Genomic DNA, 25,237 nt, shown 5'->3' with positions numbered 1-25,237 from the left:
TCACGAGCGCCTGGGGGCAACGCCGCGCCCAGGGGGAGGAGCCCATCGATGTCGATGTTCCGTCGTACCCGACGTGTCCTGCTGGCCGTTGCCGTGATCGCCGGCCTGCAACCGGCCGCCCTGGCGCACGCCGGGCCACCACCCACCGAATCCGTGCCGGTGTCCGCCGCACCACAGGCGGACGACGTCGACGCCGCCACCGCCGTGGCCGACGCCCGGGTCTCCGCCGACGTGCTGATGGACTCCTACGACCCGGAGAAGGCGTGGTTCGCGTCGAGCTGGTGGAACTCCGCCGTCGCGCTGCAGACCATCGGCGACTACATGAAGCGCACGGGCGACCAGAGCTACCTGGACGAGCTGGACCACAGCTTCGAGACCAACAAGGGCCCATTCCCGGCGGGTGAGCGGTCCACCGACGAGATCTACGGCAACTTCACCAGCCGCGCCATCGACGACTCGGGCTGGTGGGGGCTCAACTGGGTCACCGCGTACGACCTGACCGGCGACGAGAAGTACCTCGACATGGCCGTCACCATCGGCGAGTTCATGAACGAGTTCTGGGACACCAGCACCTGCGGCGGCGGGATCTGGTGGAACGAGGAGCGCACCTACAAGAACGCCGTCACCAACGGCCAGTGGATTCGGCTGACGGCCGAGCTGCACAACCGCCTGCCCGGGGACACCCTCTGGCTGGACCGCTCCCAGGAGGCGTGGGACTGGTACGTGGCCAGCGGCATGATCAACTCCGACGGGCTGGTCCATGACGGGCTGCGCGACGACTGCTCCAGCAACAACGACACCGTGTGGACCTACAACCAGGGCCTCGGCATCGGCGCGGCGCTGGAGCTGTGGCGGGCCACGGGCGACCCGGAGCTCCTCGAGCAGGCCCGCTACCTGGCCGACTCCGCGCTGGAGTCCGACGTGCTCGTCAAGGACGGCGTGCTGACCGAGTGGTGCGAGGCCGCCGGTCGCAGCTGCGACGACAACCAGAAGCAGTTCAAGGGCATCTTCGCGCGCTACCTGATGGAGCTGGCGGACACCACGGGTGAGCCCGCCTACGAGCAGTTCGTCGCCGACCAGGCGGACTCGATCTGGGCGAACGACCGCGACGTCGTGGGCCGGCTCGGCCTGCGCTGGGCCGGGGCGACGGCAGAGCAGCCCAACGTGTTCGACTGGCGCACCCAGGCCAGCGCCCTGAGCGCGCTGATCGCCGACGTGCCGCAGGAGCAGCCGCGCCGCACCCTCTCCGCCGCGGCCTCGCCCGCGGTGGTGGCGGTGCTGCCCGCCTCCGGCACGGCCACGCGGGTGGGCCTCGACGTCACGGTGGAGGCGACGTCGGCCCGGCCGGAGGCGCTGCCGCTGACCGTGCGGACCTCCGGACCGCGCGGCTGGAAGGTGACGGCCGACCGGACACTGCGGCTGAGCCCGACCGGGCACGCCGACCCGGCGCGGGCGACCGTGCCCGTGGACGTGCGGGTTCCCGTCGGCACCGCCGACGGCAGCTACCCGGTGAGCGTCACCGTCACCGCCCGCTCGGGCCTGACCTACACCGCGCGCGCGGAGGTGCTGGTCGCGGGCGTCGTCGACTTCGCGGCCGGATCGCCCGAGGAGATCCCCTGGCTCTGGGACGCCGGCGGGTCCGGTTTCAGCGGCGGCGGCAGCCGCTACGCCGACGGCGAGAGCGCGTTCGTCTACCGGTTCCCGTTCCCCGAGGGCACGACGTCGGCCCAGGTGACCCTGGAGATCGACAACCAGTACGTCGTCGAGGTGGGGCCGGACGGCGAGTCCTGGACCACGGTGCTCACCGAGGACGAGCAGATCCGCGACGGCTCCAACCGCGCCGAGCACACGCTCGACCTGACCGAGCACCTCGGTGACGACAATGCCGCCTACGTCCGGGTGTCCGACGCCTTCCCGGCCGACGGCTGGGGCGGCGGCGTCTACCACGTGACGGCGACGTACGAGACGTCCTGACCGCTCCGCTCGACCTCTCGGTCTGACCGTTCCGCCCGACTGGTCCGCCCGTCCGATCGCTGCGATCTCCTTCGAGGCCTAAGTTTCTTGTCTTTGGACCGGTCCAAAGACAAGAAACTTAGGCCTCAAAGGTGAGGGGCCCAGTGGGGGTCGACGGCGGGGTCGACGGCCGGGGCCGGCGGCTGGGTTGCCAGCAGGGCACGGCGCAGCGGGGCAGGACGGGGTCGGCACGGCAAGGCCGGCAGGGCAGGATGGCCCCATGAGCGAATCCGATGTCTCCGCGATCATCAGCGAGGTCGAGGCCCAGGAGGCCGAGCTCGTGCTGCCCTCCTTCACGCACGACCAGGCCTGGCGCCTCGGCAGCCTGCTCGTCGAGCTCGCCGTCGAGCGCGACCTGCCCGTGACGATCGACATCCGCAAGGGCACCCAGCAGGTGTTCCACGCGGCCCGGCCGGGCACCACGCCCGACAACGACTCGTGGGTCCAGCGCAAGGTGGCGGTGGTCTATCGGTTCGGCGCGTCGTCCTACCTCGTGGGGCTGCGGGCCAAGGCCAAAGGCACCGACTTCAACGCCACGCACGGCCTGCCGTTCCAGGAGTACTCGGCGCACGGCGGCGCGTTCCCGGTCCGCGTGACGGACGTGGGGATCGTCGGCGTGGTGACCGTGTCCGGGCTGGCGCAGCAGGACGACCACGCCCTCGTGGTCGAGGCGCTGCGCGAGCTGGTCGAGGCTCAGCCGCTGGTCTGAGGAGCACCGTGTCGCCGCGGGGCGACCGTATGTACCCGGGGTGTGTTGCTCTGCGTGCGCATTGTCCACGCGGAGCAACCCACCCCGCAGGCCTAGGTTCGCCTCGCTGCGACACGCCGCGCGACACGCATGCTGGAGAGGTCCGCCCGGAGATGCGTCGCCCGTGCGGGCCGCCGACCTGCCTCGGCCCCGCCACCGGGACCCGGCGGCCAGGCGCTCGGCGGCTCGGCGCCAGGGTCCCGGTCTCGCTCGGCTCCGAGCGGTCCAGGTCGCCTCAGACGGGCCGAGGCACGCTCACGAGACCGTCCACCGCTGGTTGTCCCCGGCGTGGCAGCCGTACACGATCGCGGGCGTGCGGTTGTCGACCGCCCCGCCGGACACGTCCAGGCACAGGCCCGTCGCGACGTTGCGCACCGTGCCGTCGCCCTGCGGCGTCCACTGCTGGTTCGCCCCGCCGGAACAGGTCCGGATCTGGGCCGGGGTGCCCTGCGCCCCGCCGCTCGGGTCGTCCAGGCACATGGTGTCCAGCACGCGCAGCTCGCCGGCGGCGGACGTCGTCCAGAGCTGCGCCGCCGAGCCGTTGCAGTCGTAGATCTGCAGTGCCGCACCGTCCGTGGCCACGCCGCCGGGCACGTCCAGGCACCGGCCGGAGGCCACGCTCTGCAGCGTCAAGGGCGCCGGCGCCGGCGGGGGAGTCGGGGTGGGCGACGGCGACGGGCTCGCCGGGTCACTGACCGGCTCGGCGTCGGTCGGCTCGCTCGGGCTCGGCACCGCGGCGCTCGGCGACGCCGAGGCCTGCCCGGCCGCGTCCGTGGCGGACACGTCCCGCGTCATCACCCACACCGTGCCCCCGATCGCGCCGAGCGCCAGCACGACGGCGAGCACCCACGCGAGCAGCCCGAACGGAGTGCGGCGCGGCGCTGTGACCTGGTCGTACACCCTCGTGCTCCCTCCGTTGCCCGACGGCGCCGGCGCGCCGCCCGTTGCTCTTCCCGTCCTCGACCGGGCACCGTGCCGCCGTGCGGACCGCGCCGTGCCCGGATTGTCCCCGTGCTCCGCGCCGCACCCTACTCGGTCCCGGACGTCCGCCGGGTGCAGGATCGGAGGATGGCCGCGTACCCGAAGCACACCAGCCGGCACCCGATCAGCCCGAGCAGGCCCCGACCAGCCGACCCCGCCGCCCCGCGCTCGTACGTCGTGACCGGCGGCGCCCAGGGCGTGGGCCGGACCATCGCCGAGCGCCTGGCCGCCATCGGCCCCGTCGTCGTCCTCGACGTCGCCACGGCACTGGACCGAGAACACCCGGGCGTGACGCTGGTCAGCGGAGACGCGGCCGACCCCGACGTCGCGCGCCGGGCCGCCGACGCCGCGGAGGCGCTGGCCCCGCTGGGCGGCTGGGTCAACAATGCCGCGATCTTCCGGGACGCGCCGATCACCGCGCCGCCCTCCGACGTGCTGGGCCTGATCACCGCGAACCTCGCGCTCGCTGTGACCGGCTGCCACGCCGCCGTCGGGCACCTGCTGGCGTACGGGCGGCCGGGGGCGATCGTGAACGTCTCGTCCCACCAGGCGCAGCGGCCCGTGCGCGGCGCCCTGCCCTACGCCACGGCCAAGGGCGCGGTCGAGGCGCTGACCCGGGCTCTCGCCGTCGACCACGGGCGGCACGGCATCCGGACCAACGCGGTGGCGCTCGGGTCGATCGCGACCGACCGCTACGAGGCCTACCGGAGCGAGCACCCCGGCGTGGACGCGCAGATGGCCGCCCTGCACCCGCTGGGCCGGGTCGGCACGGGCGCGGAGGTCGCGGAGGCGGTCGCCTTCCTGCTCTCGGGCGCCGCCGCCTTCGTCAACGGCGCCGTGCTGCCCGTCGACGGCGGACGCGCGGCGCAGGGGGCCGATCCGGAGGCCACCTGACGCCGCGCGCGTGGAAGGTCAGTCGACCGCCCGCCACGGCCCGTGCTTGTCGCCCGGCGCCTGGTTGCGGGTCCACCACCTGGCCTCGTAGACCGTGCCGTCGTGCACCACGAAGTCGCCCGTGTCGAAGATCCGTGACGCCGTCCAGAGGGCGGTGCCGTCCCAGTCCTCGGCGATCTGCTGCCACGGCCCGTACGCCGACGCGCCGGGCTTCTGGTTCTGGGTCCACCACGAGGCCTGCCACAGCGAGCCGTCGTACGCGACCTGGTCACCGGCCGTGTAGATGGTCTTCGCGCCCCACTCGTCGGCCGCGGGCTCGGTGAGCACGCCGGGCTGCGCGGTGACGCGCAGGTGGTCCAGGTTGATGTTGCCCGTGTCGGTGGCGGTGTGATGCAGCAGGATCTCGTGCCGCCCGGCCGCCAGCGTGAAGCGGACGCCGGCGGAGTAGTCCCAGATGCGCCATCGGTCGGCGCCCTGGCCCAGGTTCGGGAACGAGACCGGCTGCGCCTTGCCGCCGTCGACGGCGACGGAGAGCTGCCGGTCGAGCGGCGCGACGACCATGCCGTTCGCGTACCGGAACGACACCTCGACGGTGGTGGGCGCCGCGGCCTCGTAGGTGAACCGCACGCCCGCGCCGGCCTTGGACAGGTCGCGGACGAACCCGGTTCCCGTGTACCCAGGGTGCTCGGCGTTGCTGCGTGCCCCGCCCAGCAGCGTGGCCGTCTCGGCCTCGGCCACCTGCTCGGCGTGCTGCGCCTCGACCGCGGCCAGGAGTCGCGCGAGAGTCACGCCGTCGCCGTCGGCCGCCTCGATCCGCTCCGTCAGGTCCGCCAGGGCCTCGTTCATGGCCGCGGGGTCGCCGGCCCGGGCGTGCGCCACCGCCTCGGCGGCCGGCTCGCGCAGGTCCGCGGCGGTCGGCCCGTCGACGGCGTCGGCGTCCTCGGCGTCGCGGATCAGCGCGAGGATGCCGAACAGCCCCGCCGCGCTGCCGAGGTACGGCGTCACCAGCGCGTCGATCCGCTCCGCCACGTCCGGCCCGACCGCCTCCGTGCCGGAGGTCAGCACCGCGTGCCGCACTCCCTGCATGGCCCGGCGCACGGCGTCGAAGTCGTTCGCGGCGGCCGCGTCCAGCGCCGCCTGGGCCCGCTGGTGCAGCAGTGCGGCGCGCGCCGGTGCCAGGTTCGGAGCCTCCTCGTCCAGCAGGTCCGTCAACGTGCCGTCCGGCCGCGGCAGGAGCGCCACGGACACCGGCTTGCCGGCGGTCCCGTCCGGCCCGATGACGCTCAGCGCGTTCGCCGTGCGGTAGGCGACGTCGTCGGCCGCGACGTCGAAGGTGAACGTCCGGGACGCGCCGCCGCCGACCCGGCCCGCCGCCCCGGCGACGGTCTCGCCGTCGACGGCGATCCGGGCCTGCGCCGCCGTGGTGCCGTCGTTGCGGACGGTCGCGGTGACCGTCACGGTCCCGGCCGTCGCGTCGTAGGCGACCACCGGCGCCGCCTCCAGCGTGAACACCGGCGGCGCGTAGTCGGACAGCTCCGCGAGGTCCTCGGGCGTGGCCGGCCGCAGCTTCACGGCGTGTCCGCCACCGCCCACCATGGAGGCCGAGATCGTGTCGGTCGAGTCCACCAGCGAGTGCGTCACCTCGACGGCGGTCGGGTTGCCCTTCCAGGAGGCGTCCCCGGCGTCGGCGTAGACGTCGGCCACGTAGGTGGTGCCCTCGTCGAGGAACTCCAGCGGCACCTGGACGGTGCGGTCCTTCTCGTCGGCGACCGACCCGAGGTACCAGGTGGTGCCGCTGCGGCGCGCCGTCACGGTGTGGTCGCCCAGGACGGCGTCGAGCACGTGGGACTCGTCCCAGACGGTCGGCATGTCCTTGAGGTAGGCGAAGGCCGCGGCGTGCTCGGCGTAGTTCTCCGGCGTGTCGGCCAGCATCTGCAGTGGGCTGGAGAACGTCGGGTAGAGCGCGAGCTGAGCCGTCGTCGTGGTCTGCACGCGGGTCTTGAGGTTCGCCGGGTCCCACGTCACGGCCAGCACACCCGGCGTGTAGTCGGCGGGCCCGCCCATCCACCGGGTGAACGGCAGGATCGTGGCCTGCTCGGGCGGGTTGCCGCTCGCGCCCATGTAGTTGTGCTGCTCCATGCCCGCCACGCCCTCGCCCGTCATCATGTTGGGGTAGGTGCGCGACAGCCCGGTCGGCTTGATGGCCTCGTGGGCGTTGATCGAGATCTCGTGCCGGGCCGCGGACTCGATGACCCGCTGGTAGTGCTTGACCGCCTCCTGGTCGTAGTGGCTGCGGTTCACGCCGCCCAGCTCGAACCGCGTGGCGTACCCGGTCTTCAGGGCGTGGATGCCCCACTCCTCGTACTGGTCGAAGATCTCGTCCATGTGCGCGTCGTAGTAGTCGACGTAGCCGCGTGTCTCGTTGTGCGCCATGAACCCGACGCCGTTCTCCTTGGCGTACGCCAGCACCTCGTCGATGTCGACGTCGGCCTGGGGCGTGACGAAGTCCTGCCCCTTCCACTCGCCGCCCGCGTTCTGGTTCCAGCCCTCGGCCAGCACGTACTTGGCGCCGGACTCCACGGCCAGGTCGACGTACTCCTTGATGCGCTCCGTGGTGGCGCCGTGCTTGGGCCCGGCGTTCCAGGTGGTGTCGCGCCGCTGCAGCTCCCACCACACCCCGACGTACGTGCCGGGGTCGATCCAGTCGGTGGTGTCCGCGGCGCCGTCGTCGTCGGAGTCGACGTCGCAGATGGCGCACGGGGCGTTCAGGTTCTCGATGAGGTGCGACGCCGCGAGGTCGCCCGCGCTCCGGCCCACGGTGAGCGTGCGCCAGGGCGTGCCGAAACCGTCCGCGTCCACGTCGATCACGGCCTTGTCGCCGTTCGGCAGCGCGATGAGGTCCGAGACGAGGGTGCCCGGCGTCGTGCCGCGGACCACGGTCATGCTCGGGAAGTCGATCAGGGCCGCCTCGTGCAGGGCCAGGAAGAGGCCGTCATCCCGGGACATCGTGATCGGCGTCTGCGCGGAGGCGACGTCGGGCAGCGGCTGCGTGCGGTAGTGCTGCTCGTCCGCGCTCCAGCGCGTGCCCGCCGGGATGGAGTACGCCGTGAGGTCGGCGGGCAGCGCGAACTGCGTGGTCTCGCCGGACACGACGACGCCGTCGCCGAGCGCGTCCTGCTCGGGGAAGACGTACCGGAAGCCGACGCCGTCGTCGAACACCCGGAAGACCACGTCCAGCTCGACGCCCGAGGCCTCGTGCACGGCGTGCACCGTGAGCTCGTTGGCGTGGTTCTGCACCCGGGCATCGTTGCCCCAGGCCGGTGTCCAGGTCTCGTCGACGACGTCGCGCTCGGTGGAGGTGACGGCCAGGCCCTCGGTCAGGTCCACCGCGGGCTCGCGCAGCGTGAGCCCCAGGCCCGACGGCGCGACGACGGTGGTGGTCCCGTCCCGCACGACCTCGTACGTCAGGGTGCCGTCGACGACGTCGACGGCCGCCTCGATCGAGCGGTCCGGCGAGGACACGGTCCAGCCGTCGAGCGCTTCGGCCTCCTGCGCCGTGCCCTGCGCCGTGTCCTGCGCGGCCGCCGGGGCTGCGGTCGCGACGGCCGCGGGCAGCAGGATGGCCAGGGCGGCGGCCACCGCGGCCGGCGCCTGGCGGCGTCTGCGCGGGTCTCGCGGTCTGCCGCTGGTTCGGTTGCCTGAGGGCAGGTGCACGTTCTCTCCCGGACGTCGGTGTCGGCAGCGCCGGATTGCCTCGATGCAGACCAGCGGCAGAAGTGAGTTTTCCCAGGGGCGCTGTGCACTGTCAAGGCGCGGCGGAGCTTTCACCCCGAGCCGGCAGTGACCTCCCGCACCCACGTGTCGCCCTCCGGGCGGAAGCCCACGCCGCGCAGGTACGCCTGCTCGCCCTGCGCGGCGTGCGGCACCACGACCCGGTCGAACCCCTTGGTCGCGAAGATCCCGCTGCGCCGGTACACGAACTCGCCCGGAGTCAGGTCGCGGAACCGCTTGGACACCCAGTCGAGCTCGACGACACCCGCGCCGTTCCCGGCGTCGCGCACCTCCACCACGCCCACGGTCTCGTCGCCGCGCTGCACCAGGAACGCCGACCGCTGCTCGTCGGGCTCCGGCAGCGCCACGAACCCCGGCGCGAAGCCCGCGATGTCCGCCGCGTGCGTGCGCAGCACGTGCAGCAGGTACGCGTCGTCCGGCGCCACCTCCACCACCTCGTAGACGGCGGCGTCGTGGCGCTCGCGGGTCAGGCGGCGCAGCCAGTAGATGTTGATGAGGCTGATCGCGGCGTTCATCGCGAAGAACGGCCAGATCCCGAGGATCGCGTTGTACGTTGTCGCGATCAGGGAGCCGGTCAGGTTGAGCCAGCGGAAGCGGAACACCCGCGCCTGCGTCAGCGAGAGCACGACGAGCGCGGAGCCGACCCAGCCGGCGATCTCTAGCCAGGGGAACATGCCCTGACCTTAGTGCTCCCTCGTTCTCGCTGGCCGACTGACGAGGTTGTGTTCAAGCCACGAGGTTGCAACGTTTCAGGCTCGATTCTGCGGGCAGGAGCTCGTGGCCTGAACAGAACCTCAGGAGCGACGGTGGACTACGCTCTGGCCCGTGCAGCATGTCTGGCTGGCGCCGAACCCCGGCCGGTTCCTCGGCCTCCTGTGGCTCCTCGCGAGCGGGTCGCTCTTCTCGATCTCGGGGCACGAGGATCGCGTCCAGGCGTCGGAACAGCACGTCCTGGTGATCGACCCCGGTACCGAAGCCGCAGAGGTCGCGCGGATCAGGGCCCGGTTCGACGAGCTGGGGCGGGTGGCACGGGCCCGGTTCCGGTGGTCCCGCCTCGCCAACGCCCTGTGGTGCGCGTTCCCCGTCGTGCTGATCCTGGTCGCGGTCTGGGCGAGCACCGTGGTGGTTCCGCCGACGGATCCGCTGACGGACGTCGCGACGCCGGTGGCGCTCGGCTACGGCGCCGTCACCAGCCTGATCGCCATCGTGTGCGACCGGTACACCCGTCGGTCGGTCCGGCAGATCGCGGAGCTCGAGGAGCCGTCGGTGGTGCGGACGTCGATGCCGGGGCGGGACAGGTTCATCGTGCGGCTGGTCGAGGAAGCGGAGCGGCGGACCGCGGCCGAGCAGGCGCAGCTCTCCGAGCTGCTGTGGCAGTTCGCCGTCGCCGATCAGGCTCGTCGCGACTACCTGCACCAGACGGCGGCGTTCGACGACGACGAGTTCTCGGTGCTCCGGGTCCGGTCCGAGGACGCTCGGCGCGGCCTGCGAGCGTGGGCCGGTGAGGCCGCCCCGGCCTGATCGTCCGCCTGCGCCGCGGCCTCACCACGACCAGCCGCGGGAGCTGAGCTCCAGCTCCTCCCGCAGCCGTTCGTCGGCCGCGGAGCGTTCGTCCGCGCGCAGGGGGTCAGCGTCCGTGGGCAGCTCGGCGAGGCGGCACGCCTCGCGCAGCAGCGCGTCGTACGCGCCCTGCACCGCGAACCAGTGGTGGGCGCGGGCGTACAGGCCGGGGTCCTCCTCGACGTGGCGCAGCTCGGCCGCGAGCTGCCCGAGGCGAGCCTGCAGCCGCAGGGTCACCAGCGGGTCGGGCGCCGGCTTCGGGCGCGTCAGGAACGACCAGACCATGGGTGGCACCGCCACGTCGTCGTCGCGGAAAGGTACCCCTCCAGCGTAGGTCCGTGGGACGGCCACGGCTATACCGGTGGGCAGGGTCGCCCGCCGTCGTGGCGCGACGGCGGGCGACCCCGGCGTCAGTCGGAGTAGCAGAGGTCGCCCTCGCACCCCGCCCGCACGTCCGAGCCGTGCACGCCCATCACGACGGCGCCCCCGGTGTCGCTGTCGCCGATCTGGGTGTTGACCGGGCCGGAACCCCCGATCACGACGTTCGAGTCGTCGTAGGTGACGACGTTGCGCTGGCCGCGGCTGCGGATCGACACGTCGTCGAACCCGTCGGCCCCGACCACGATCGCACCAGGGCCCGTGGCCGAGGAGGCTCCCTCGTCGGTCACCGTGGCGTAGCCGGACGTCGCGGCCCCGGCGGGCGGGCCGGTGGCGGGCACAGGGGGACCGGCCGCCTCGTCCTCGTCGGCGCCGGCGGGGCCGTCCTCCGCCGCCTCCTCCTCGTCTTCTTCGTCCTCTTCCTCGTCCGAGCCCTCCTCGTCCTCTTCCTCGTCCGAGCCCTCCTCGTCCTCTTCCTCGTCCGAGCCCTCCTCGTCCTCGGCGTCGCCCGAGTTGCCCGACCGGACCACCGATCCCGTGACGTCGACGGCGTTGAGGCCGCTGGAGTCGGTGTCGCCCGTGTTCGCGTTGATCTGACCGTCCCGGCCCAGGAACACGTTGGAGTCGTCGTACGTGACCACCTGGTCGTCGCCGACGACGCTGACCGAGTGGTCCTCGAAGCCGCTGATGGCCATGGACCGCCCGGAGCCCGGCCCGGACCCGAGGAACATGCCTCCGAACGTGTCGTTCCGGTGCGTGCCCGACGCCGACAGGGGTGTCGCCGGCGCAGGCCCGGACACCGACCGGCCGGACCGCAGGTCGGAGCCCGTCGACCCGAGCGCGAGCACGCCGCTCGACGAGACCGCGCCGGTGTTCGCCACCAGCTGCCCGTCGGCGCCGACGTAGACGATCGAGCCGTCCGCGGCGAGCACCTGATAGCTGACCCGGCGCCCCTGCACGATCACCGGCACGGCGGCCGTGCCTGGTCCCGTCACCTGGGACGTCGACGACGGGGTCCCCGCCGTCAGCGCCGGCGCGGACCCGCCGGCAGCGCCGCTGGTACCGCCCGCGCTGCCGGTGCCGCCTACGGGCGAGGGCCGCACCGACGAGGGCCGCACCGACGACGGCCGCACCGGCACCGGCCCGCTCGACGCCGTGCCGCCCGGCCCCGCGGCGCTCGGCGCCGCGCCTGCGTCGGGCGCCGCACCGGACACGACCCCCGCGGACACCGTCCCGTCCGGCGCGACCATGAGCACGACCGGCGGCGCGGCCGCCTGCGGCGCCGTCACGTACACGTCGCCCGCCTGCCCGGGGGTGGCCGGCGCCGCTGCGGGCGTCGGCGTCGGGGTGCCCGCCAGGAAGTCGTGCGCGACCCAGGCGCACATCCCGCCGACAGCGATGATCACCGCACAGGCCTGATAGCTCAGGCCGCTGCTCCTGCTCTTCCTGCTCCCGCGGTTCGAGGTCATCCCGATCTCCTTCCAGCCGCGCGAGAAGGCGCCGCCGGTGGGACCGTGCCGGGTACCTGCCTGCCGTACCGGGCACCGGTGGCTCGTGGACCGCGGGCGATCCGGCGGTCACGTGGCGGGTCGGAGGACCGAGCGCCGCTCGCTTCGTCCTGCGTTACGCCCGGGCCCGAGGCACGCGGGCGGTCCACGGAGCCCACCGCACGGCCGGCGGACGAGCGCCGGTCGCGGAGCCTCCCGCGGGAACGGACCGGGCGGGCACGCCCCGGACCGTCCGCGGCGAGCCGCCGGACGGGCCCGCCGTGCTGCCCGATGCTGTGGCACCTGCGACGATACGCGGCCGTATCGGGAGCCGCGCCGTGAACGCGCCAGTTCACCCACTCCGCGAGGACGGGGGGATCGGCTAGACTCTCCGCAGACTTCCGGCGCGAGAGCGCCGGCGGGATCCGAATGAGACAGCGGATCGAGCGGCCCCGCGGCCTCCACAGCCGCGGGGCCGCTTGTTGTCGCCCCGACGGCGCTCGGGGTCAGCCCGCCTCGGGAAGCACCAGCTCCCCGTCGACCCGAACCGGTACCAGCCCGGCACCGTCCCGCAGCTCCGGCGGCAGGGCGTGCTCCGGCGCCTGCTGCCACGCGAGCGGTCGCAGGAACCGGCGGATCGCCGTCGCGCCGACCGACGTGTGCAGGGTGTTGGTGGACGGCCACGGCCCGCCGTGATGCTGCGCCCAGGCGACGGCGACCCCGGTCGGGTACCCGTCGTACAGCACGCGCCCGGCCCGCGCCGCGAGCGCCGCCCGGGCGGCGGGCAGGTCGGCGTCGTCGGCGCCGCCGGTCAGGATGCTCGCGGTGAGCGACCCTTCCACGTGCCCGACGACGGCAACGGCCTCGGCCTCGTCCGTGTACCGCACGACGACGGCGAGCGGTCCGAAGCACTCCTCGACGAGCCGGGCGGTGAGCGCGGCGGCGTCGACCTCCAGGAGCGCGGGCCGTGTGGCTCCGGGACCGGCGGCCTCGCCCTGGGCGCGCAGGACGGCGTCGTCGGCCCGGGCCGTCAGGCCCTGCTCGTACGCGGACGCCATGCCCGCCGTGAGCGCGGGCAGCGCCGGCGCCGCGCCGATGGCGCGGCCGAACGCGTCGACCACCCGGTCGCCGTCGGCTCCCGTGGGGACCAGCACGAGCCCCGGCTTGGTGCAGAACTGCCCGCCGCCCTGGAGCACCGATCCGGCCAGGCCGGCGCCGTACTCGTCGGCCTTGGCACGGGCGGCGGACGGCGTGACCAGCACGGGGTTGATGCTGCTGAGCTCCCCGTAGAACGGGATGGGCGCGGGCCGCGCGGCTGCGGCGTCGGCCAGGGCACGACCGCCGGCGAGCGAACCGGTGAACCCGGCCGCCCGGATCGCGGGGTGCGACACCAGGGCGACGCCCGCGTCGAACCCGTGCACCAGGGCGAACGTGCCCGCGGGCGCGCCCACCGCGGCGGCCACGTGCTCGGCGAGCCGCGCCACGCGCTCCGACGTCGCGGGGTGCCCGGGGTGGGCCTTGACGACGACGGGGTTGCCCGCCGCCAGCGCCGAGGCGGTGTCGCCGCCCAGCACGGAGAACGCGAACGGGAAGTTGCTCGCCGCGTAGACGGCCACGGGCCCGAGTGGCACCAGCATGCGGCGCAGGTCGGGGCGCGGGCCCATGGGCGTGTCGCCCGCGTGGTCGATCGTCGCCTCGAGGTAGCCGCCGTCGAGCACCATGCGCGCGAACGTGCGCAGCTGGTACGCCGTGCGGGTGAGCTCGCCGCCGAGCCGGGCGGGGCCCAGGGCCGTCTCCCGGTCGGCCTCGGCGACCAGGGCGTCCCGTTCGGCGTCCAGGGCGTCGGCGAGCGCGTCCAGGAGCTCGGCACGCCGGGCGCGGGGCCACGCGGCCAGCTCGCCGGCTGCCGCGGCGGCGCGTCGGGCGACGTCGTCCAGGGCGGCCGGTGCGGTCTCGCGCACCGGCAGCTCCCGGACCTCGCCGGTCCGCGCGTCCCGCGAGGTCACGGGGCTCGTCGTCACATCCATGCCGTCGACCCGTCCCGGCGCACGGGCACCGTGCGCTCCCAGTGCACCCAGTCGTCGGTGGCCAGCGCGGACTCGTCGATCTCGATGCCCCAGCCGGGCCGGTCCGGCCGCAGCTCCAGGTGGCCGTCGACCGGCACGTACGGGTCGTGGCACCAGGAGACGTCGTCCGGCTTGTACTCGAGGATCGAGAAGTTCCACGTGGCCGCCGCGAAGTGCACGTTGGCCGCCGTCGCGAGCGGCCCCAGCGGGTTGTGGGGTGCCACGGGCACGTCGTGCGCCTCGGCGAGCGTCGCGATCTTGCGCATCTGGGTCAGTCCGCCCACCACGGCGATGTCGGGCTGGACGATGTCGGCGCCCTGCACGGTCAGCAGGCCGAGGAACTCGTTCGGCGAGTACAGCGACTCGCCCGTGGCGAGCGGGACCGTCATCTCGCTGCGGATCCGGCCCCACGCGGGCAGGTACTCGGGGCGGATGGGCTCCTCGAGGAACAGCGGCTCGTTCGGCGCGAGCGCCGCCGCGAGGTCCACGGCCTGGCGCGGCTCCCAGAGGCAGCCGTGGGCGTCGAACGCGAACTCCCACTCCTCGGGGTGGCTCTCGCGGATCTGCCCGAACCAGTCGCCGAGCTCGCGGGCGACCAGCCCGAACCGCGACCGGTGCAGGTCGCGGCGGTAGGGGCTGAGCTTGAACGCGTCCACGCCGTGGTTCTCGTGCAGCGCGGCCGTGCGCTCGACCAGCTGCGGTACGTCGGGCGCGTCGTACAGGCCCGCGTACACCCGCACCCGGTCGCGGACGGCGCCGCCGAGCAGCTGGTACACGGGCACGCCGGCGGCCTTCGCCGCGATGTCCCACAGCGCGTGGTCCACCGCGGCGATGGCGGCCAGGCCCAGCGCCCCCTGCGGGAACCGGGCCGACTGGTGCAGCAGCTGGTTCACGTACGCGACGCGGGTGGCGTCGATGCCCGCGATCTGGTCGCCGAGGTACTCGACGATCGCGGGGTAGGCCAGGTCGGGGCCGTGGTTGTAGATCTCGGCCCAGCCGTCGAGGCCCCCGTCGGTGGTGATCCGCAGCAGCACGCGCGGGCGGTTGCCCACCCGCTGGAGGTAGGTGGTCAGCCGGGCGATCTTCGTTCCGGTGGTCATGCCGAGGCCTTCCAGTCGTCGAGGATGCGCGTGATCGCGGCGCGGTCGGCCTCGCCCAGGACGGTGCTGGGCGGCCGCACGGAGCGGTCGCACAGGCCCATCTGGTGCATGGCCTCCTTGACCACCGACACGTTGTCGGCCGACCGGTCGCGGGCCCGGAGCTGCTCGAACTCCCGGATGCGGCGCCACACCGCCGACGCGCGGGCGCCGTCGTCCTGCTTCAGGGCGTCCAGGAGATCGAACGAGACGTCGGGCGCCACGTTGACCAGGCCCGACGTGAACGCGCGGGCTCCCGCCTGCCACGCCGACGGCGCGTAGGACTCGGCCAGCCCGGCGATCCACAGCAGGTCGGCGTCGGTGTCCTGCACCGTCTCGGCGAACGCGACCGGGTCCGGCACGGAGTACTTGATGCCCACCACGTTGTCCGCGGCCTGCGCGAGCGCCGCGATGTCCGTGCCCCGGATCACGGGGGAGCTCACGTACGGCAGCACGGCGAGGCCACCCGCGGCGTGCGCGACGGCGGCCGTGTACTCGACCCAGCCCTGCCGCGACATGTACGGCAGCACCGGCTGGTGCACCATGACGGCGTGCGCGCCCAGGTCGGCGGCCGCCCGGGCCTCGGCCTGCGCCGTCGCCGGGTCCAGCCCCACCCCGACGACGACGACCGCGCGGTCGCCCGCGGCGTCGGTGACCGCGCGGGCGACGTCGGCCCGCTCCCGCGGGGTCAGGGCGTAGAACTCGCCGGTGTTGCCGTTGGGGGTGATCGCGCCCAGCCCGGCGTCGACCAGACGGCCGGCGAGCCGCCCGGTCAGGGCGAGGTCGACGGCGCCGTCGGGCGCGTAGGGGACGACGGGGATGCCGACGACCGTCCGCAGGCGTTCGACGATGTCGTGGTACCCGGTCATGATTCTCCGTTCTGAGGGGTGCCGGTCCGCGGGGATCCGGCGGGGTCCTGCGGGTCGGCGGGCGTGTCGGTGCCCGTCCGGCCGTCCTGCTGCTCGACGGGCTTGATGCGCACCCAGAAGCCGTAGACGGCGGCGCTGACCAGGCAGCTGATCGCGGCGAACACGAGAGGCCACAGGTAGGAGCCGTTCGACGCCGTCAGGGCCAGGCCGATGGCGATCGGGCTGATCAGGTTGCCGAGCTGCGAGCCGAAGTTCTGGAAGCCGGCCAGCGAGCCGACGCGGTCGGGGCTGGGGGAGACCTCGGCGGGGAGGCTGAGGATGGCCGCACCCGCGAAGGAGTGGGCGGCGCTGGAGACCGTGAGGACCACCATGAGCACCACGTTGCTCTCCACGAACGGGCTGAACCCGATGCACGCGCTGAGGACGAGGCCCGAGATGATCGGCACCTTGCGGGCCACGTTCGGGGACAGGCCGCTCGCGAGCATGCGGTCGGAGACGATGCCGCCCAGCACCGTGGACCCGATGCCGATCACGGCGGGCAGCGCGCCGACCATGCCGAACTCGGCCTCGGTGAACCCGCGCTCGTTGAGCAGGTAGCTGGGGTACCAGGTCAGGAAGAACGCACCGGCGAGCGAGCGGAAGACGTAGCCGAGCAGGAGCGCCCAGGTCTGGTTGTCGCGCAGCAGCGTGCTCCAGCGCACCTCCTCGCCGCTGTGCCGCACCATCTCGGCCTGGTCGGAGCGGATGTGGTCGAGCTCGGCGGCGTTGACGCGCTTGTGGTTCTGCGGGGCGCGGTAGATCGCGAGCCAGCCCAGGATCCAGAGCAGGCCGACGGCGCCGATCACCACGAACGTCCAGCGCCAGCCCGCGAAGACCGCGATGGACGTGACGATCGGGATGGAGAGGGCGGAGCCGATCTGCTGGCCCATGTCGAACAGGCTGGAGGCGAACGCTCGCTCACGGCGCGGGAACCAGGTGGAGACCACCTTGATGTTCGCCGGCTGCACCGGCGCCTCGCCGATACCGAGGCCGAGCCGGAAGACGATCAGGCTCGTGACGCCCGTCGCGAAGGCGGTCAGTGCCGTCCAGACCGACCACCAGCCCACGGCGATGGGGTAGATCACGCGTGGCCCGAACTTGTCCAGGAGCCAGCCCGACGGCACCTGGAACAGGGCGTAGGTCCAGAAGAACGACGACAGCAGCACGCCCTGGACGGCCGGGCTGATGTGGAAGTCCTCCGAGATGAACGGCAGCGCGACGCTGAGGGCGGCGCGGTCGAGGTAGGCGATGGTCAGGCCGAGCGCCGAGAACGCGACGATCGTCCAGCGCATCTGGCTGCGCCGCGCGCGGGCCGCGACAGCCACGGGCTGCTTTGTACTATTGAGCATCGTTGCTCCTTCATCGAGTGACGTGCGTGCTCCGTCATGGAGCACTCGTTGCAGAGGTGCGGCCCGGGAACTTGGCGGTGAACGGGCTGCACCTCGTCTGCAGCGGTCCTGGCTTGCTCAGGCCCGCTTGCTCAGGTGCTGCGGGTCAGGCGGTCGCACCTCCCTGGCGGAGCCGGTCGAGGAAGCCGGCGATGTGCCGGCGGGTCAGGTCCGCGGCGAGGTCGGCGTCGCCGGCCTCGGCAGCGGCAAGGATCTGTTCGTGCTCGCGCGCCTCGTCCCGCCAGCTCGGCTCCTTGGCCCACGTGGTGACGGCGGCGAGCGCCGTCTGGTCCCGCAGGCCCTCCAGCATGCCGGTCAGGATCGTGTTGCCGGCCGCGCCCCAGAGCGCCGCGTGGAAGGCCCGGTTGGCGAGGCTGCGCTGCGCCGGCTCCGTGACCTCGGCCGCGCGCTCCAGCGCCGCCCGCGCCGCGGCGGTGTCCATGCCGCGCAGGACGCTGCGCCGGGTCGCCTCGGGCTCCAGCAGCAGCCGCGTCTCGTAGATGGCGACGGCGTCCGCCTGCGTCAGCTCGCGCACCCGCACGCCGACGTAGGGCCGCACGACGACGAGCCCGCTCATCTCCAGGGTCTTGAGCGCCTCGCGGACCGGCGTCTTGGACATCGCCAGCTCCTGCGCGAGCTCCGCCTCGACGAGCGCCTGCCCGGCGGCGAGCCGGCCGCTGAGGATGCCCTCCTTGATGGTCGCGAGGGCGTGCTCCGTCCGGGAGGGCAGAGCGGTCGGGGCGGGAGGCGTCGTCGGCACGTCGTACATCATATATGACGCTCGGGTGTGGTCGGGAGGTCCCGGGGATCCGACCGGTTCCTGCTCGCGGCGGGCGCGGCCGGGCATGTCAGACCCCGCCCATAAGATCCCGATATGTACTTATTCGATGAGGAAGCGGCAGGCCGGGAGGCCGCCGACGACGTGGTGTCGGGCCTGGCGGACGCGGTGCGGGACTGCCTCGCGCCGCTGAAGGTGGCCCAGGTCTTCGACCTGGCGGTCGACCACGTGCTGCGGGGCAACGGGTCCGAGGCTCTGGAGCGGCTGCGCGAGCGCCCGCGCGGTGCGAACGTGGTCGCCGAGCCGGACGGCTACCACCCGAGAGAGCTGACGACCGCCGTCGCCGACCTGCACCCCGGGTGGACCCGGCGGGACGCCGACGTCGCACGCCTCGCGATCTACCGGACGGCGCCGGTCGACCTGCTCGCCCGGTTCGGGCAGGTGCTGCACGCGGCCTCCGCCCGGGCCGCGGAGCACGCTGAGCGCACCTGGCTGCTGGTGCTGGCTCACGACGTGGCGCGGGTCAGCAACGGGACGGACGCGGCAGACGGGGCCCACGTGCGGCAGCGATGGACCCCGGAGCTCCTCGTGGAGGTCGCCCTCGCCGGCGGTGCCGGTGGCGCCGGTGCGGGATCGGCGGTGCGCGCGACCCTGTCGGCGCTGCTGTACGCGGACCACCCCTTCCCGGCGCGCGACCGGCGCCGGATGCTGGAGAGCGACGCGGGGGTCGCGTTCCTCGCCCGGCACACCGCCGTGCTCGCCGAGGTCGTCTCCGGGCTGGCGTTCCACGTCCGGAGCGACGTCGCGGCCCGGTGTGCGCGCAGCCCGGGGGCGCACGCGGGCCTGGTCGCCGCGCTGGCGTTCGACCCCGACGGCGGAGTCCGCGCGCAGGCGCTCGCCACACTTTCCCTGCTCGACGCGTCCCGGCAGGTCGAGGTGCTGCGGCCGCACCTGCGGACCGCGTCACCGGACCGCTTGCCGGACGCCCTCGCCCGCCTTGGCGACCTCGACGGCGGCGTCGAGATGATCGAGGAGATCCTGACCGGCGGGGTGGCCGACGGCGAGGCCGGACAGCTCGACCCGGATCGGGAGCGGTCGCTGCGGCGGGTCGTCTTCCGTGCGCGGGTGCTGCGTGCGGCGCAGGCTGCCGTCCCCGTACCTCTGGTGGCACCGCCCCAGGACGCGGAGGTCGCGGAAGAGCTGCGGGCCCTGCGCGGCCTCCGCCCGGGGGGCGGGCAGGACGAGCGCCCCTGGCACGCCGTCGGGAACCGGCTGTCGCTGCTGCCTGACGTGCGGGCCCTGCGGGACGCGCGCCGGGCCGCCGGCGCGGCCGACGCGGACCGGTGGACCGCCGAGCTGCTGGTCACCCGCACGACCGGCTGGGACCGGAAGATCGGCGCCGCGCTGACCCCCGCGGACGCCGAGCGCTGGTGGCCGTTGTTCGCCGAGCGCCTCGACCTCGCGGACGAGTACCTCGACGGCGGCGACGGCAGGCGGCACCCGGACCAGCAGGCCGTCGACACGAGAACGATGATCCTGACGATCCTCGAGCGGTTCCCCGTGGTGCCCGAGCCCCTCGTGCCGCGCCTGACCTCGTTCGCGCTGGGCGCCGACCGCCATCGTCTGGCCGCCCGCCGGGTGCTCGGCGACCACCCGGGCGCCCGGGACGCCGCACGGGTGGCGCTGTCCGACGGCGACGTGAGCACGCGCGTGTCTGCTGCGGAGTGGCTGGCCGAGCTGGGCGAACCGGGAGTGGTCGGACCGGAGCCGGGCTGGGAGTTCGGCGCAGGGGTCCTGCCCGCGTCCGTCCGGAACCTGCCCGCCGCCACGCTGTGGTGGCTGGACCGGTTCCGGGAGCAGGCGCTCGACCGGGGCGTCCCCGCGGACGACGTCGACCGGTGGCTCGGGCTCGCGCGCCCGGTGCTGCGGACGGCGCCCGACGGCGGCGGTCCGGTCGTCGGCCGGTTCGGCACCCCCTTGCTCCTCCCGCCGGACGTGCCCACCCCTGCCACGGCGTACGGGCCCGACCGCTCCGACGAGTACCAGCTCATCGTGACGCTCGACCTGGCGGCGATCGCACGGGACGCCACCGACCTGCCGCTGCCGCCCGACGGGCAGCTGCTCCTGTTCGCGAACGTCCAGCTGGAGGACGAGCTCCTCCCCGGCGGTGCCGTGTACGTCCCTGCGGGCACGCCGGTCGAGGAGCGGGAGGTCTCGCCCGACTACGAGCCGTACGAGTACGACTCGCCCGAGGCGCTGGACGAAGCCCTGCGGCGGACCCCCGACCTCCGCCTGGTCCCCGGCGTCTCGCTGCCCTCCTGCCCGCTCGACGCCGAGAGCAGTGCCGCGCACCCCCACGCCGAGACGCTGCAGGAGGTCTGGTCGGAGCAGTCCGACGAGGGCGGCGAATGGGCGCTCGGCGGCCATGCCTACGACTTCGACGGCTACGGCGACCCCGCCTGGGGTTCGGCGTTCCAGTGGCCCGGCGAGCCGTGGTCCCGCCCGGAGGACTGGGTGGTGCTCGCGCAGTGGGTCGGGGTGCCGATGGGGATCCTGTACTGGACCATCAACCGCCAGGACCTCGCGGCGCGCCGCTTCGACCGGGTCGTCGTGCAGATGTACGCGAACCCCTGACCAGCCCAAGGATCGAACGCGTGTTCGAGTAGACTGGTGGCATGCCCGGCGCCACGATCCTGCACGCCGACCTCGACGCGTTCTACGCGTCGGTCGAGCAGCTGTTGGACCCTGCCCTGCGCGGCCGGCCGATCGCCGTCGGCGGCGGGCCGCGCGGGGGAGTGGTCCTCGCTGCCTCGTACGAGGCCAAGGCCCACGGCGTGCAGGGCGGCATGCCCGGCTGGCGCGCGGCACGGCTCTGCCCCGACCTGGTGTTCGTCCGGGGTCACTTTGGCGAGTACCAGCGGCTGGCCGACGCCGTGATGGCCGTGCTCGGCGACGTCACGCCGACCGTCGAACGGATCTCGATCGACGAGGCGTTCCTCGACGTGTCCGGCGCGACCCACCTGTTCGGCCCGCCCGCCGCGATCGGGGCGCGGATCCGCGAGCGCGTCCGTGCGGAGGTGGGGCTGCCGATCTCGGTCGGCGCCGCGCGCACCAAGCACCTGGCGAAGATCGCGTCCCAGGTGGCCAAACCGGACGGCCTGGTCGTCGTCGACCCCGGCGCCGAGCGGACCTTTCTCGACCCGCTGCCCGTCAGCCTGATCTGGGGCGTGGGGCCCGTCAACGAGCAGCGCCTGGCCGACCTCGGTATCCGCACCATCGGCGAGCTGGCGCGCACCCCGTCGTCCGCGGTCGAGCACATCCTCGGGCACGCCGTCGGCCACAAGCTCAGTGCCATGGCGCAGGACGAGGACCCGCGCAAGGTCGTCACCAGCCGCCGCGCCCGCTCCGTGGGGGCGCAGTCGGCCCTGAGCCGGCGCCGGCCCGAGCCCGACGACGTCCGGGCGGTCCTGGCGCACCTGTCCGACCGGGTCTCGCGGCGGCTGCGGGCCAAGGGCCGCGCGGGCCGCACCGTCACGGTCGCGGTGCGGTTCGGGGGCATGCAACGGGCCACGCGGTCCCTCACCCTGCCGGTGCCGATGTCCGCCACGCTCACCCTCACCGAGGTCGCCGTGCGGCTGGCCTGGTCCGCGATCGACGACGCCGCACCGTGCGAGATCACGCTGCTCGGCGTCTCCGTGTCGAACATCGCGGACCAGTCGGCGGTCCAGCTCGAGCTCGACCTCCAGCCGCCGGACCCGTGGCGCCCCGGCTCCGCGCCGGGCGCCGCGCGCAGCGCCGTCGACGAGTCGATGGACACGATCCGTACCCGGTTCGGCGGCGACGCCGTCGGCTACCTCCCCGTGGTGCTGCGCCGCGGCGGCGTCGTGCCCGACGAGTTCCGCGAGCTCGCCGAGCACGACCTGTGAGCGTGGCGCGCCCCGGAGCGGGTCACCCGGGGGAGTGCAGCGCCCCCAGGATGCCCTCGCCGTAGCGCTCCAGCTTGGCCTGCCCGACCCCGCTGATCCCGCTCAGTGCCTCCAGGTCGCCCGGCCGTTCGGTCGCCACGGTGCGCAGCGTCGCGTCGTGGAACACCACGTAGGCGGGCACACCCTGCTCCTTCGCGGCCGCCGCGCGCCAGGCGCGCAGCCGCTCGAAGACCTCCTGGTCGGCGTCGGACAGCGCCACGGCGTCCGTCTTGGCGCCCCCGGACCGGGCCGGGCGCCGGGCGCCCGCCGCCGGGGCCGGGTCGCGCCGCATCCGCACCTCGCGGCGCCGGCCCAGCACGTCGCCGCTGTCCTCGGTCAGGAGCAGCGTGCCGTGGTTGGAGTCCACCTCCAGCAGCCCCTGCGCCAGGAGCTGACGCGCCACGGACCGCCACTCGCTGTCCGACAGGTCCTCGCCCACGCCGAACACGGTGAGCTGGTCGTGGCCCCACTGCGTGATCTTGGGCGTGGCCTTGCCCCGCAGGATGTCCACCACGTGCCCGACACCGAACCGCTGGTTGCGCTCCCGGTCGAGCCGGAACACCGCGGACAGGAGCTTCTGGGCGGCGACGGTGCCGTCCCACGCCTCGGGCGGGTTCTGGCAGGTGTCGCACGCGCCGCAGGCGCCCGGATGCTCCTGGCCGAAGTACCGCAGCAGCTGCGCGCGGCGGCACTCGACCGTCTCGCAGAGGGCCAGCATCGCGTCGAGGTGGGACGACAGCCGGCGCCGGTGCGCCAGGTCGCCCTCGGACTCGGCGATCATCTTGCGCTGCTGCACGACGTCGGCCAGGCCGTAGGCGAGCCACGCCGTCGACGGCAGGCCGTCACGCCCGGCACGGCCCGTCTCCTGGTAATAGCCCTCGACGGACTTGGGCAGGTCGAGGTGCGCCACGAACCGCACGTCGGGCTTGTCGATACCCATGCCGAAGGCGATGGTCGCGACCATGACCACGCCGTCCTCCCGCAGGAAGGTGGCCTGGTTGGCCGCGCGCACCTGGGCGGGCAGGCCCGCGTGGTACGGCAGGGCGCGGACGCCCTGCTCGGTGAGCTGCTGCGCGGTCCTCTCGACAGACGCGCGCGACAGGCAGTACACGATCCCGGCGTCGCCCTCGTGCTCGGTGCGCAGCAGGTTCAGCAGCTGCTTGAACGGGCTGTCCTTGGGAGCCACCCGGTAGGTGATGTTGGGCCGGTCGAAGCTCGCCACGAAGTGCCGCGCCTGGACCAGGCCCAGGCGCTCCGCGATCTCCTCGCGGGTGTGCTGGGTGGCCGTCGCGGTCAGCGCGATGCGCGGCACCCCGGGCCAGCGCTCGGCCAGCGCGCCGAGGCGCAGGTAGTCGGGCCGGAAGTCGTGCCCCCACTGGGACACGCAGTGCGCCTCGTCGATGGCGAACAGCGCGATCGTGCCCTGGTCGAGCAGCCGCACCGTCGACTCGACGCCGAGCCGCTCCGGGGCCAGGTACAGCAGGTCCAGCTCGCCCGAGCGGTAGGCCTGCTCCACGTGGCGGCGCTGGTCGGCGTCCTGCGTGGAGTTGAGGAACCCGGCGCGCACCCCGAGAGCCTCCAGGGCATCGACCTGGTCCTGCATGAGGGCGATCAGCGGGGAGATGACCACGCCCGTGCCCCGGCGCACCAGCGCGGGGATCTGGTAGCACAGCGACTTGCCGCCGCCCGTCGGCATCAGCACCAGGGCGTCGCTGCCGCCCGCCACCGTCTCGATGATGTCCTGCTGGTCGCCGCGGAACGAGTCGTAGCCGAACACGTCGCGCAGCACGTCGAGCGGCGTCGGCGCCAGGTCGAGCGCGGACGCGCTCCCGTCGAGCTCGGGTGCGGCGGTGTCCGGGTGAGTCATGGCGGCCAGTGTGCCAGCCGACACCGACACCCGCGACGCCCGCGCCTCCCGGGCGGCCGGGTCGCTAGCCGGCGAGCTCCCGCAGCGCCGGCAGTGCCCCCTCCAGCATGTCCGCGGTGGCGGTCAGGCTGATCCGGAAGTGCCCCGGGCGGTCGAACACCGTGCCCGGCAGCACGTACACGCCACGCTCGGCGAGCGCGCCCGCGAAGGCGACGGCGTCGCCGCCGGGCGCGACGCCCCACAGGTAGAACGTGCCCTCGGGCACGGTCAGGTCGTACCCGGCCGCGCCCAGGGCGCCCACCATCAGGTCCCGTCGCCGCGTGAGCTCGGGCACGTCGATCGACACCTTCTCCAGGGCCGGCACCGAGTACTGCATCACCGCGTCGGGGAAGCCCCAGCCCAGGCCCATCTGCAGCGGCACCAGGGCCGAGCGCAGCTCGGCGCGCTCGGCCGCGGGGATCCGCGGCGACAGCGCGAGGTAGCCGAGCCGCTGGCCCGGCGCGAGCAGGACCTTGCCGTAGCTGTAGTCCACCAGGGTCCACGGGTAGCACTCGGCGGGGCTCGTGAAGCCGATCCCGTCGAACCTGATCCGGCGGTACGGCTCGTCCGACAGCAGCCAGATACGGCGGCCCGTGCGCGCCGACGCCGCCTCCAGCGCCGTGGCGAGCTCGTCCAGCCGGTCCCGGCCGTACACCCGGCCGGTCGGGTTGGCGGGCGAGTTCACGACGACGACGCGCGTGCGTGGCGTGATCGCCCGTTCGACCGCCTCGACGTCCAGGTCGAAGCTGCCCGCCGCCAGCGGCGCCCGGACCGGGACCAGGTCGGCGGCCCGGAGCATCGGGGCGTAGAACCAGCCGGGCTCCGGGATCACCACCTCGTCGCCGGCGTCGGCCACCAGCCGGAACGCGACCGCGATGGCCCCGAACGCGCCCTGCGTCATCGCGATGTCCTCCGGCGCGAACGGAACACCCTGCTCCGCGTCCAGGCCCGCCGCGATCGTCTCCCGTGCCGGCGCGAGGCTCGTCTTGTACGCGAACCAGTCCGCGGACCGCGGCTCCACGTTGGTCCGCAGGGCGTCGACCAGCCCGGGCAGCGGCATCTCGTGCGGGTCGCCGAACGTCAGGTCGACGACGCCGGGCCGGCCGTCCAGGGCCCGTAGCGACAGGAAGAACGACGTGACGGGCTCGATCGCCTCCTGCGCCGCGCGAGCCCTCTGGGACAGGGACATGCCGCGCTCCTCCCGCGAGAATCCGGCTGCCCCCTGTGCTCCTCATGA

General features: G+C 73.9%; 18 protein-coding genes. 6 read left to right on the top strand and 12 right to left on the bottom strand.

Annotated features, from left to right (window positions below; translation table 11 throughout):
* Positions 1–48: 48 nt before the first annotated feature.
* Together ACH47X_RS04500 and ACH47X_RS04495 are read left to right on the top strand one after the other, a co-directional pair.
* Positions 49–1,974 carry a glycoside hydrolase family 76 protein gene (locus ACH47X_RS04500; protein WP_397401811.1) on the top strand — a complete coding sequence of 642 codons (1,926 nt, stop codon included), beginning with the start codon at positions 49–51 and terminating at the stop codon, positions 1,972–1,974.
* 259 nt (positions 1,975–2,233) lie between these two features.
* Positions 2,234–2,722 carry a heme-degrading domain-containing protein gene (locus ACH47X_RS04495; protein WP_397401809.1) on the top strand — a complete coding sequence of 163 codons (489 nt, stop codon included), beginning with the start codon at positions 2,234–2,236 and terminating at the stop codon, positions 2,720–2,722.
* Positions 2,723–3,016: 294 nt separating this feature from the next.
* On the opposite strand, the gene ACH47X_RS04490 is transcribed toward ACH47X_RS04495, so the two are convergent.
* A complete protein-coding gene (locus tag ACH47X_RS04490) occupies positions 3,017–3,661 on the bottom strand; it encodes an RICIN domain-containing protein (protein WP_397401807.1) in 645 nt (214 codons plus the stop codon).
* Between the two features lie 168 nt (positions 3,662–3,829).
* Between ACH47X_RS04490 and ACH47X_RS04485 the strand changes: the two genes are divergently transcribed.
* Positions 3,830–4,636 (top strand): SDR family NAD(P)-dependent oxidoreductase, encoded by an 807-nt coding sequence (locus ACH47X_RS04485; protein WP_397401805.1) that lies wholly within the window; start codon positions 3,830–3,832, stop codon positions 4,634–4,636.
* Positions 4,637–4,654: 18 nt separating this feature from the next.
* Here ACH47X_RS04485 and ACH47X_RS04480 read toward each other — a convergent pair whose 3' ends face one another.
* Both ACH47X_RS04480 and ACH47X_RS04475 read right to left on the bottom strand, forming a co-directional pair.
* Entirely contained in the window at positions 4,655–8,275 is a 3,621-nt protein-coding gene (locus ACH47X_RS04480; protein WP_397401803.1) for a glycoside hydrolase family 97 catalytic domain-containing protein, read from the bottom strand.
* A gap of 185 nt (positions 8,276–8,460) precedes the next feature.
* Positions 8,461–9,102 (bottom strand): hypothetical protein, encoded by a 642-nt coding sequence (locus tag ACH47X_RS04475; protein WP_397401801.1) that lies wholly within the window; start codon positions 9,100–9,102, stop codon positions 8,461–8,463.
* A gap of 151 nt (positions 9,103–9,253) precedes the next feature.
* On the opposite strand from ACH47X_RS04475, the gene ACH47X_RS04470 reads away from it, so the two are divergent.
* Positions 9,254–9,949: a hypothetical protein gene (locus tag ACH47X_RS04470; protein WP_397401799.1), complete on the top strand. Its 696-nt coding sequence runs from the start codon at positions 9,254–9,256 to the stop codon at positions 9,947–9,949.
* A 21-nt stretch (positions 9,950–9,970) separates the two neighbouring features.
* Here ACH47X_RS04470 and ACH47X_RS04465 read toward each other — a convergent pair whose 3' ends face one another.
* From ACH47X_RS04465 to ACH47X_RS04435, 7 genes are all read right to left on the bottom strand, one after another.
* A complete protein-coding gene (locus tag ACH47X_RS04465; protein WP_142034643.1) occupies positions 9,971–10,273 on the bottom strand; it encodes a hypothetical protein in 303 nt (100 codons plus the stop codon).
* Between the two features lie 125 nt (positions 10,274–10,398).
* Positions 10,399–11,835, bottom strand: a complete 1,437-nt coding sequence (locus tag ACH47X_RS04460) for a hypothetical protein (RefSeq protein ID WP_397401797.1) — start codon at positions 11,833–11,835, stop codon at positions 10,399–10,401.
* A 524-nt stretch (positions 11,836–12,359) separates the two neighbouring features.
* Positions 12,360–13,880, bottom strand: a complete 1,521-nt coding sequence (locus ACH47X_RS04455) for an aldehyde dehydrogenase family protein (RefSeq protein WP_397401795.1) — start codon at positions 13,878–13,880, stop codon at positions 12,360–12,362.
* Complete coding sequence (locus ACH47X_RS04450) at positions 13,871–15,019, bottom strand: mandelate racemase/muconate lactonizing enzyme family protein (protein ID WP_397401793.1); 1,149 nt, start codon at positions 15,017–15,019, stop codon at positions 13,871–13,873. The genes ACH47X_RS04455 and ACH47X_RS04450 overlap by 10 nt, the downstream gene beginning before the upstream one ends.
* Complete coding sequence (locus ACH47X_RS04445) at positions 15,016–15,924, bottom strand: dihydrodipicolinate synthase family protein (protein WP_397401791.1); 909 nt, start codon at positions 15,922–15,924, stop codon at positions 15,016–15,018. Before ACH47X_RS04445 ends, ACH47X_RS04450 begins: the two co-directional genes overlap by 4 nt.
* Positions 15,921–17,312: an MFS transporter gene (locus ACH47X_RS04440; protein WP_397401789.1), complete on the bottom strand. Its 1,392-nt coding sequence runs from the start codon at positions 17,310–17,312 to the stop codon at positions 15,921–15,923. Before ACH47X_RS04440 ends, ACH47X_RS04445 begins: the two co-directional genes overlap by 4 nt.
* Positions 17,313–17,457: 145 nt before the next feature.
* Positions 17,458–18,120, bottom strand: a complete 663-nt coding sequence (locus ACH47X_RS04435; protein WP_397402250.1) for a GntR family transcriptional regulator — start codon at positions 18,118–18,120, stop codon at positions 17,458–17,460.
* Between the two features lie 105 nt (positions 18,121–18,225).
* Between ACH47X_RS04435 and ACH47X_RS04430 the strand changes: the two genes are divergently transcribed.
* Both ACH47X_RS04430 and dinB read left to right on the top strand, forming a co-directional pair.
* A complete protein-coding gene (locus ACH47X_RS04430) occupies positions 18,226–20,763 on the top strand; it encodes a DUF1963 domain-containing protein (RefSeq protein WP_397401787.1) in 2,538 nt (845 codons plus the stop codon).
* Between the two features lie 41 nt (positions 20,764–20,804).
* A complete protein-coding gene (gene dinB / locus ACH47X_RS04425) occupies positions 20,805–22,055 on the top strand; it encodes a DNA polymerase IV (protein WP_397401785.1) in 1,251 nt (416 codons plus the stop codon).
* A gap of 22 nt (positions 22,056–22,077) precedes the next feature.
* Here dinB and recQ read toward each other — a convergent pair whose 3' ends face one another.
* The gene (gene recQ, locus ACH47X_RS04420; RefSeq protein WP_397401783.1) at positions 22,078–23,961 is read right to left on the bottom strand and encodes a DNA helicase RecQ; all 1,884 of its coding nucleotides are present in this window, start codon (positions 23,959–23,961) and stop codon (positions 22,078–22,080) included.
* Positions 23,962–24,025: 64 nt separating this feature from the next.
* Positions 24,026–25,189, bottom strand: a complete 1,164-nt coding sequence (locus ACH47X_RS04415; protein WP_397401781.1) for an aminotransferase class I/II-fold pyridoxal phosphate-dependent enzyme — start codon at positions 25,187–25,189, stop codon at positions 24,026–24,028.
* Positions 25,190–25,237 lie beyond the last annotated feature (48 nt).

Source organism: Promicromonospora kroppenstedtii (assembly GCF_044389675.1).
GTDB classification, from domain to species: Bacteria; Actinomycetota; Actinomycetes; order Actinomycetales; family Cellulomonadaceae; genus Promicromonospora; species Promicromonospora kroppenstedtii.
Note: the sequence above shows the minus strand (reverse complement) of the source record. Positions and strands in the feature narration are given on the sequence as shown.